Annotated in this window: 8 protein-coding genes; 6 read left to right on the top strand and 2 right to left on the bottom strand. The window is 67.4% G+C overall.

The annotated features are described in order from the left end of the window. The coding region (locus tag RSO01_RS44515; protein ID WP_147157066.1) for an autotransporter outer membrane beta-barrel domain-containing protein at nt 1-2,229 on the top strand (2,229 nt) is incomplete at its 5' end. A 4-nt stretch (nt 2,230-2,233) separates the two neighbouring features. Here the strand turns inward: RSO01_RS44515 and RSO01_RS44510 are convergent. Next, entirely contained in the window at nt 2,234-4,045 is a 1,812-nt protein-coding gene (locus RSO01_RS44510; RefSeq protein WP_147157065.1) for a glycoside hydrolase family 15 protein, read from the bottom strand. Between the two features lie 178 nt (nt 4,046-4,223). Here RSO01_RS44510 and RSO01_RS44505 point away from each other — a divergent pair, with 178 nt between their 5' ends. The 4 genes from RSO01_RS44505 to RSO01_RS44490 all read left to right on the top strand — a co-directional run bounded on the left by RSO01_RS44505 (nt 4,224) and on the right by RSO01_RS44490 (nt 7,259). Continuing rightward, nucleotides 4,224-5,696, top strand: a complete 1,473-nt coding sequence (locus RSO01_RS44505) for a DUF3987 domain-containing protein (RefSeq protein WP_147157064.1) — start codon at nt 4,224-4,226, stop codon at nt 5,694-5,696. Between the two features lie 71 nt (nt 5,697-5,767). Continuing rightward, nucleotides 5,768-6,184 (top strand): GFA family protein, encoded by a 417-nt coding sequence (locus RSO01_RS44500; RefSeq protein WP_147157063.1) that lies wholly within the window; start codon nt 5,768-5,770, stop codon nt 6,182-6,184. A gap of 83 nt (nt 6,185-6,267) precedes the next feature. Next, nucleotides 6,268-7,023 carry a DUF899 domain-containing protein gene (locus tag RSO01_RS44495; RefSeq protein ID WP_147157062.1) on the top strand — a complete coding sequence of 252 codons (756 nt, stop codon included), beginning with the start codon at nt 6,268-6,270 and terminating at the stop codon, nt 7,021-7,023. Beyond that, nucleotides 7,020-7,259, top strand: a complete 240-nt coding sequence (locus RSO01_RS44490; protein WP_147157061.1) for a hypothetical protein — start codon at nt 7,020-7,022, stop codon at nt 7,257-7,259. Before RSO01_RS44495 ends, RSO01_RS44490 begins: the two co-directional genes overlap by 4 nt. Nucleotides 7,260-7,276: 17 nt before the next feature. Here RSO01_RS44490 and yghU read toward each other — a convergent pair whose 3' ends face one another. Continuing rightward, nucleotides 7,277-8,152 (bottom strand): glutathione-dependent disulfide-bond oxidoreductase, encoded by an 876-nt coding sequence (gene yghU, locus RSO01_RS44485; RefSeq protein ID WP_147157060.1) that lies wholly within the window; start codon nt 8,150-8,152, stop codon nt 7,277-7,279. A 267-nt stretch (nt 8,153-8,419) separates the two neighbouring features. On the opposite strand from yghU, the gene RSO01_RS44480 reads away from it, so the two are divergent. Then, nucleotides 8,420-9,343, top strand: a 924-nt coding sequence (locus tag RSO01_RS44480) for an OmpA family protein (protein WP_147157059.1), incomplete at its 3' end; no start/stop codon positions are given.

Genomic DNA, 9,343 nt, shown 5'->3' with positions numbered 1-9,343 from the left:
ACCGGCAACAACACCTATACCGGCGGCACGACGGTGTCGGGTGGCATCCTGCAGGGCACGACCACCAGCTTGCAGGGCAACATCCTGAACAACGCGCAGGTCACGATCAATCAGGCGACCAATGGCACCTACGCCGGCAACATGAGCGGTGCCGGCGGCCTGCTGGTGAACGGCACCGGCACGGTGATCCTGAGCGGCAGCAACAGCTATTCTGGCGGCACGATGGTGACCGGCGGCACGCTGCAGGGCACGACGTCGAGCCTGCAGGGCACCATCGTCAACAACGCCACGCTCGCCTTCAACCAGACGGGCAGCGGCGCCTATGCCGGCAGCATCAGCGGCACGGGCGCGGTGAGCATCGGTGGCGGCGGCACGGTGATCTACACCAGCACCAACACCTATAGTGGCGGCACGTCGATCGCGGCGGGCAGCACTCTGCAGCTCGGCAACGGCGCGGCAGCGGGGGGCAGCCTCCAGGGCAACATCGCCAACAACGGCCTGTTGGTGTTCAACCAGCCGGTGACGGCGACCTACAGCGGGGTGATGTCGGGGACGGGCGGCTTCACGCTGCAGCAGGGCACGCTGACGGTGACGGGCGCCAACACCTACACCGGGCCAACCACGGTCAACAGCGGCATGCTGATCGTGAACGGCTCGCTTGCCAGCACGGTGACGCTGAACAACGGCGCGACCCTGGGCGGCACCGGCAACATCGGCACACTGGCGGTCAACGGCGGCATGGTGGCGCCCGGCAACTCGATCGGCACGCTGAACATCAACGGCAACTTCAGCCAGAGCGGCGGCACCTACGTCGTCGAGGCCAATGCGGCGGGCCAAGCAGACCGTATCAACGCCACCGGCACGGCGACCATCGGCGGGGGCGCCACCGTCTCGGTGCTCGCAGCCGCCGGGACCTACCAGCGCAACACGACCTACACCATCCTCAACGCCACCGGCGGGCTGAGCGGCACCTACTCGGGCGTGACCAGCAACCTCGCCTTCCTGACGCCGAGCCTGTCGTACGATGCCAACAACGTGTACCTGCTGCTGGCGATGGGCCAGAGCGCCTTCGCCTCCGGCGCTCGGACCGCCAACCAGTACGCCGTGGGCACCGCGCTCGACCAGGCCAATGCCGGTGCCACCGGTGACTTCAACACCGTGCTGAACGCCTTGGCGAGCCTCAGCACCCAGCAAGGACCGTGGGCGCTGAATCAGATCAGCGGTCAGCCCTATGCCGACTTCGGCACGGCCAACCTCGCCTCCAACACGCTGTTCATGAATGCGCTCGGCCAGCAGATGGCGCTGGCGCGCGGCGCCTCGGGCAGCGGCCAGCGCCAGGCGCTGGCCCAGGCCTGCGAGGTCGAGGCGTGCGATGCCGCGAGCCCGTTCAGCGTGTGGGGCAGTGCGCTCGGCGGCTTCGGCTCGGTGCAGGGCGACGGCAACTCGAATACCTTCACCTACAATCTCGGTGGCGCGGCAGCCGGCATCGACTACCGCGTGATGCCGAACCTGCTGCTCGGCATCGGTGCGGGCTACACCAGCGGCACGCAATGGGCCGATACGTTCCAGGGCAAGGGCTGGACCAACGCGGTCAGCGTCGCGGCCTACGCCTCGTTCACGCAGTCCGGCTTCTATGCCGACCTGCTGGCGGGTTACGCCTACTCCAACAACCAGCTGCAGCGGCAGATTTCGATCCCCGGCTTGCAGCCGCGCACGGCCAACGGCTCGACGGGCGCCAACCAGTTCCTGGGCCAAGTGGAGCTCGGCTACCAGGTGCCGGTCTATGCGCCAGCAGCCGCGAGTGTCACGCCGTTCGCCCGGCTGCAGGTGATGAGCGCGAACCAGTCGGCGTTCAATGAGTGGGGTGCGAACTCCTTGAGCCTGAACGTGCAGCAGCAGACGACCAACTCGGTACGGTCGACGCTCGGCGCACAGCTCAACGGCGCGATCGGCCTCGGCGACACGCGGACCCTCGACATCGCGCTCCGCCTGGGCTGGCTGCACGAATATGCCTACATCGGCCGGCCGATCACGGCGGCCTTCGCCGGCGCTCCCGCCAACGCCTTCACGGTCTATGGCGCCACGCCGCAGCGCGACGCGGCGGCGATCGGCTTCCAGGCCGCCACCGCTATCGCTGCCGGGACACAGATCTACTTTCGCTACGACGGCGACATCGGCTCCGGCACTGATAACCACGCGCTGAACGTCGGCCTGCGCCTCAGCTGGTGAACGCTCAGCCGGCGACCGCAGCTTCGCCGGACCGCTGCTCGGCGGGCTTGCTGAGGCGCGCAAGGTTGTGGGCGGAGTTGATCAGCGCGACATGCGAGAAGGCCTGCGGGAAGTTGCCGACCAGGCGTTGGGCGCCGACGTCGAATTCTTCCGACAGCAGCCCGACGTCATTGCGCAGCGCGAGCAGGCGGTCGAACAGCCGCTGCCCTTCCTCTTTCCGCCCTGTCATCACCATCGCGTCGACCAGCCAGAAGGAGCAGGCGAGGAAGGCGCCTTCGCCATGCGCCAGCCCGGTCTCGACTTCCGCCGGATCGTGGCGCATCACGAAGCCGTCCTGCAGCAGGCGCCTTTCGACGGCGCGGATGGTGCCCACCATGCGCGGGTCGTCGGGCGGCAGGAAGCCGGTGGTGGGGATCAGCAGCAGGCTGCCGTCGAGCCATTTCGAGCCATAGGACTGCACGAAGCTTCCCAGCTCGGCGTCGAAGCCCTTGCGGCAGACGTCGTCATGGATCTCCCGCGCCACGGCGCTCCAGCGCTCGACCGGCCCCTTCATGCCGAACTCGCGGGCGAACTTGGCGCCGCGGTCGAAGGCGACCCAGGCCATGATCTTGCTGAAGGTGAAATGGCGCGGCGCAGCCCGGCTTTCCCAGATGCCGCGATCGGGCTCGCGCCAGATCGTCGTCAGGTGCGACAGGAAGGCCTGCATCAGGTTCCACGCATCCTCGCTGCCGGCGATGCCGCCGCGGCGTGCCTGGTAGAGCGCATCCATGACCTCGCCGTAGACGTCGAGCTGGAGCTGGCCGTGCGCGCCATTGCCGATGCGCACCGGCCGCGCGCCCTCGTAGCCCGGCAGCCAGCCGACCTCCCATTCGGGGAGGCGGTTCTCGCCGGTGATGCTGTACATGATCTGCGCCTGCGGCGGCACGCCGGCGACGGCGCGCAGCAACCAGTCGCGCCACGCCGCTGCTTCTTCGTAATAGCCGCCGTTCATCAAGGCGAGCAGCGATAGCGTGGCATCGCGCAGCCAGCAGAACCGGTAGTCCCAGTTGCGGATGCCGCCCAGTGTCTCGGGCAGGCTGGTGGTTGCCGCCGCGACGATGCCGCCGCTCGGCGCATAGGTCAGCGCCTTGAGCGTGATCAGCGAGCGCATGATGGCGTGGTGGCGCTCACCGGGCGCGACGCGTGCCTTGGCCACCCAGTCGTCCCAAAACCGTTTCGTCGCCGCGAATGCCGCCTCGGGGTCGATCGGGTCGGGCGGCGCGAGATGCGATGGCGCATAGGTCAGCGTGAAGGCCACCGACTCGCCGGCGGCCACGACGAAGTCGCTCTCGATGCAATTGCCTGCCACGCTCACCGCCGCGGCGCTGCGCAGCACGACCTGGTCGGCGCCGGCGATGATGCGCAGGGTGCCGTCTTCCTGGCGGTCGATCCAAGGCACGCGCGAGCCGTAGCCGAAGCGGACGGTGAGCTGCATGTGCATGGCGACGCTGCCGCTCTCGCCCACGACCATGCGCACGACGTCGGTGGGACCGCCGCGCGGCGGCATGAAGTCGATCAGCTTCACGGCCCCCTGGTCGGTCTCGAAGCGCGTTTCGAGGATCAGCGTGTCGCCGAGATAGCGCCGCGTTATGCCGCGGCAGTGGCCGAACGGCGCCAGCCGCCAGCGCCCGTGCTCCGGCGTGCCGAGCAGCGCGGCGAAGCAGGCATCCGAATCGAAACGCGGCCAGCACAGCCAGTCGATCGAGCCGTCGCGCGCCACCAGGGCCGCCGTCTCGCAATCGCCGATCAATGCGTAGTCCTCGATCCGGGAAGGCATTGGGTCGCAACGCCGGCCGTGGCCATTCGTTGCGCCGGCCGTCTCGCATCTCAGGTCGTATGCAGTAGCCCTGAGCGGCAAAGACGAGCGAGAAGCGGCATTTCGGGCTTGCACTTCTGTTATTGGTAATTTACTATAGTTATTATTGCCTGACAGCAGTGCTAGCAAGGAGCCGCCCATGCGCCGCCGCCCGGATCCCGATCTCGACCCCGCCCCCGAAGACGAATCCGATGAGATCGTCGATCCGCTGGTCGCCATGGTGCGCGCGGATGCCCGCTCGAAATACTACGATCCGCGCTATGCGCGGCCGATCTCGTCGGCGCCGGTGGGTGGGTGGGGCGAGATCGACATGGCCTTCCTCGACGAAGCGCGGCCGCCGGTGCCGGCGTTCCCCCTCGATCTGCTGCCCGCGTTCTGGCGCGACTGGGTCAACGAGACGGCCGGCGCACTCAACGTGCCCGTCGATTATGTTGCGCAGTCGGTGCTGGCGGCGGTGAGCGGCCTCTGCGGCGCCGGCGCGAGCGTGCGCATCGGGCCGCGCTGGTCCGAGCCGCTGGTGCTGTGGCAGGCCCCGGTCGGCGCCCCATCCAGCGGCAAGTCGCCGGCAATGGCGTCGGTGCGCGAGCTTCTGGCGACGCTCGACGTGGAACAGGCGGACGACGAGGCGGACGACCGGAGCCCGCGCGTCCTGGTCGAGGAGACTGCGCTCGGTGCCGTCGCCGACGCTGTTGCCGCCAGCCGGCGCGGCGTCGTGCTGTGGCGCGACGACGGCGCGGAGTGGCTCGGCGGTGCACCCGAGACCGCGCGCAGGCAATGGCTGCAGGCGTGGTCGGCCGGTCCGCTGTCGCTCGGCAATCGCCGTATCGAGCGCTTCGCGGTGAGCCTGCTGCTCGCGCTGTCGGCCGAGCGGCTGACCGGCCTCTTGAGCAGCGACGAGCTTGCGGGCCGTTTCCTCTTTGCCTGGCCGGCGCTGCCCGAGCATCGTCCGCTCGGTGCCGCCAAGCCGGCACGCGACGCCGAGGCGCTCGCCGCGCTGCGCCGCATCGCGGACAAGGTGCGTCGGCCGGAGAGTCCCCTGGAGCTGGTGGTCGATTCGCGCGGCCTGAAAGCCTTCGACGGATTCTTGTCCGGCCTCGCGCGCGAGCTGCGCGAGGAGACCGACGGCCTGGAAATGGCCTGGCTCGGCAAGGGCCGCGGCACGGTGGCCCGGCTGGCCGGCGTGCTCGAGCTGCTGGCGTGGTCGGAGCTGGGGCCGGGCGGTCCGCCCGGTGCGCTCGGCGCCGAGCAGATCGAGCGCGGCGTGCGTCTGTGGTCGGAATACTTCCGCCCGCATGCCTTTGGGCTCTTCCATCGCATGGTGCCGAATGAAAGGGAGCGCCAGGTGCGCCGCGTCGTGCGCTGGCTGCGCCAGAGCGGTCTCAACGAAGTGTCGCGCGAGCAGGTGCGGGTGGAGGCCCTGCATCGCACCGTCAACGCTGCCGACGCTGAGCAGGTCCTCTACCGCCTGCGGGACGCTGGCATCGCGAGCCAGATCCACTACGAGCATCCCTCGCGTGGGCGGCCGCCCAACAGGTGGTGTATCAATCCGCGACTCGCTACCACGGTCGCTGTCGGAAATACCGGAAATACCGATAAATCCTCCCGGGAGTGAATCCCGCCACACTTGTAACTCCCGCCGCTCCGACCTCAGGCGCAAATCTGTCGCCTGAGAGGAGCAACGACATGAGCAAGCCTTACACGGGCGGATGCGCCTGCGGCGCGATCCGCTACGAAATATCCAGCGATCCGGTATTCATGAACGATTGCCAGTGCCGTCATTGCCAGCAGCGAAGCGGCACCGGCCACGGCTCCTACCTGGCCTTCACGGGCCGGAAGGACGTGAAGCTTCAGGGCGAGGCGAAGCACTGGGACCTCGTGGGCGACAGCGGAAAGACCAAGACGCACGCCTTCTGCCCGACCTGCGGTTCGCCGGTCTATCTCACCGTCGCGATCGCGCCGGATGTGTTCATCGTGACCGCCGCGAGCCTCGACGATCCCGGCCGCTTCAAGCCGCAGGCGGTGACCTACGGCGTGCGCGGCCACGCCTGGGACCACCTCGATCCGGCGGTCCCGAAGTTCGACAGGATGCCGCCGGGGTAGCCCGCCGAATCCCGCCACACTTGTAACTCCCACCGTTTCAACGTCGGGCTCACATTCATCCCCGACAAGCATTGGAGGACATCATGACCACCACCGACACGAACCATTCCGTCGTTTCCCGCCAGCAGTGGCTCGCCGCGCGCAAGGCGCTGCTGGGCCGCGAGAAGGAGCTGACGCATCTCGGCGACCAGATCGCGCGCGAGCGCCGCGCCCTGCCGTGGGTGCGCATGGACAAGGACTACGTCTTCGCCTCGAGCGAGGGCCCGCGCCGGCTCGCCGACCTGTTCGACGGCCGTCGCCAACTCGTGATGCAGCACTTCATGCTGCAGCCGGGCTGGGAGCAGGGCTGCAAGAGCTGCTCCTACATGGCCGACCACACCGATCCGACGCTGGTGCATCTGGCACAGCGCGACACGGCCTTCGTCGCCGTCTCGCTGGCGCCGCTCAGCGAGATCGAGCGCTTCCGCCAGCGCATGGGCTGGAAGTTCCCCTGGGTGTCCTCGCACGGCACCGACTTCAACCGCGACTTCCACGTCACCTTCACGGCCGAAGAGAAGGAGAACGGCACGGCTGACTACAATTTCGGCAGCAAGCCGCCGGGGCAGGAGATGCCGGGCATCAGCGTCTTCTGGAAGGACGATGACGGCGAGGTCTTCCACACCTACTCGACCTACGGCCGCGGCGTGGAGGTGATGATGCACACCTACAACCTGCTCGACCTCACGCCCAAGGGCCGCGACGAGGACGGCCTCGACTTCACCATGGCCTGGGTGCGCCACCACGACCGCTACGAGCCGGCGCCGAAGGCGGCGGCGACCAAGTCGTGCTGCGGGCGATGAACGCCCTGTCGCTGATGGCCGCCCCCACCTTCGCCGTCATGGCGTTGGTGACGGCGATCGGCGGCGGCCCAATCGACGGGTTCTGCGGCACCTCACCGCCCCTTTCAGCACACACCGGCATGGCCCCGATGTATCTGCTGATGAGCGTCTTCCACGCCGCGCCGTGGTTGAAGTTGATGCGCAATGGCCGCCCACTTTCAAATTCCTCTCCCCCGCTAGGGGGAGAGGTTAGGTGAGGGGGCCGATGGAAGGCTTAATCAGCCGCCAGCTTGTCCTCGGTCCTGAGCTCGAAGTCGCTGGCATCGTGCCGCTCGCGCAGCTGGGCCGCCGGATCGCCCTGCAGGCGGTTGACGATGCGGCCGCGCTTGACCGCCGGCCGCGCGGCGATCGTGTCGGCCCAGCGCTGGACGTTCTTGTATTCCGTCACCGCCAGGAACTCGCCGGCGCCGTAGAGCAGGCCCTTGGCCAGGCCGCCGTACCACGGCCACACCGCGATGTCGGCGATGGTGTAGTCGTCGCCCGCCAGGAACGTCGATTCGGCGAGCCGACGGTCGAGCACGTCGAGCTGCCGCTTGGTTTCCATGGCGAAGCGGTCGATGGCGTATTCGATCTTGCTCGGCGCATAGGCATAGAAGTGGCCGAAGCCACCGCCGAGGTAAGGCGCGCTGCCCATCTGCCAGAACAGCCACGACAGGCATTCGGCACGCACGGGATCGCCGAGCTTGGGCACGAACGCGTCGAACTTCTCGGCAAGGTGCAGCAGGATCGCGCCCGACTCGAACACGCGGATCGGCTTGGGCCCGCTGCGGTCGACCAGGGCGGGGATCTTGGAATTGGGATTGGCTGCGACGAAGCCCGAGCCGAACTGCTCGCCCTCGCCGATCTTGATCAGCCAGGCGTCGTACTCGGCGCCCTTGTGGCCGGCCGCCAGCAGCTCCTCGAACATGATGGTGACCTTCTGCCCGTTGGGCGTGCCCAACGAGTAGAGCTGGAAGGGATGGCGCCCCACCGGCAGGTCCTTGTCGTGGGTCGACCCTGCGATCGGCCGGTTGATGTTGGCGAAGCGGCCGCCGTTGGCCTTGTTCCAGGTCCAGACCGGGGGCGGGGTGTAGTCGGATGTGCTGCTCATGGCGGGGGGTCCCTCTAACTGTGGGCTGCGACCTTAATGCTTGCAGCCCATGTCGTGCCATCAAGGGGAAGTAACTCCGCCATGAGGGACGCTCATGGTCCTGCAAATGCAATAAAACAGGGTCTTCCGGTAAGGTGTTGCAGAAAAACCACTATGGTTGGCTTGCAGTCTATGCGCGATTGTCGGGGTTGCCGCGAAATAGTATAAAATACAACGTACGTTTGTCGTTAAGCCGCCCAATAGGCAACACAGTCGGGGAGATTTCAGATGAAGAGGATGGTCATTGGTGTTGCGCTGCTCGCGGCGGCGCCGTTCGCTGCCCAGGCGCAGTCGCTTCAGCCCGGCGGTGTCTACGTCGGCCTCGAAGGCGGTTTGAACTGGCTTTTCAACAGCTCGTACAACAGCACGATCTTCACGGGGGGCGGCTCCGGCTCGTTCACCTCGAACGCTTCGTTCAACACCGGCTACGTTCTCGGCGGCACCGTCGGCTACGACTTCGTCGGCCCTCGCGTCGAGTTGGAAGGCGCCTATCGCGCAAACAGCGGCAATGTCCAGGCCGGTGCCTTCGTCGGCAGCTACGGCTTCAATCTCCAGCAGATCAACGTGATGGGCAACATCTACTACGACTTCATGGCTGGAGGTCGGTTCGTTCCCTATGTCGGCGCCGGCGCCGGTGTCGGCTTCCTGAACGTGGGCGCTCTCGGCACGACGGTGACCAGCACGCAGTTCGCCTACCAGGCGATGGTCGGCGCGGGCTACAACATCGATGAGACCTTCCGTATCAATCTGGAAGGCCGCTACATGGGCACGACCACGCCGAACTTCGTGCATTCGGGCCCGGGCTTCTCGGTCAGCAGCAATCCGTCGATCAACAACATCTCGGTGATGGCGAGCCTGCAGATGCGCTTCGGCGCCGCGCCGCCGCCGCCCCCGCCGCCGCCGCCGGTCGTGGCGCCGCCGTCGTTCATGGTATTCTTCGACTGGGATCGCTCGAACCTGAGCCAGCAGGCGCTGAACACGATCAAGCAGGCGTCCGACGCCTTCAAGACCAAGGGCAACGCCCGCATCACGGCGACCGGCCACACCGATACGTCGGGCCCGGAAGCCTACAACATGGCGCTGTCGCTGCGTCGTGCGAACGCCGTGAAGGACGCCCTGGTGCGTAACGGCGTGCCGGCGCAGGCGATCAGC

This window comes from Reyranella soli (assembly GCF_007992495.1).
GTDB lineage: Bacteria > Pseudomonadota > Alphaproteobacteria > Reyranellales > Reyranellaceae > Reyranella > Reyranella soli.
The sequence above is the reverse complement of the archived record's forward strand: the minus strand, read 5'-3'. Positions and strand labels throughout refer to the sequence as shown.

Coding starts and splice junctions, on each gene's coding strand:
- yghU (WP_147157060.1), bottom strand. CDS start 8,152: ATGAGCAGCACATCCGACTACACCCCGCCCCCGGTCTGGACCTGGAAC.
- RSO01_RS44505 (WP_147157064.1), top strand. CDS start 4,224: ATGCGCCGCCGCCCGGATCCCGATCTCGACCCCGCCCCCGAAGACGAA.
- RSO01_RS44510 (WP_147157065.1), bottom strand. CDS start 4,045: ATGCCTTCCCGGATCGAGGACTACGCATTGATCGGCGATTGCGAGACG.
- RSO01_RS44500 (WP_147157063.1), top strand. CDS start 5,768: ATGAGCAAGCCTTACACGGGCGGATGCGCCTGCGGCGCGATCCGCTAC.
- RSO01_RS44490 (WP_147157061.1), top strand. CDS start 7,020: ATGAACGCCCTGTCGCTGATGGCCGCCCCCACCTTCGCCGTCATGGCG.
- RSO01_RS44495 (WP_147157062.1), top strand. CDS start 6,268: ATGACCACCACCGACACGAACCATTCCGTCGTTTCCCGCCAGCAGTGG.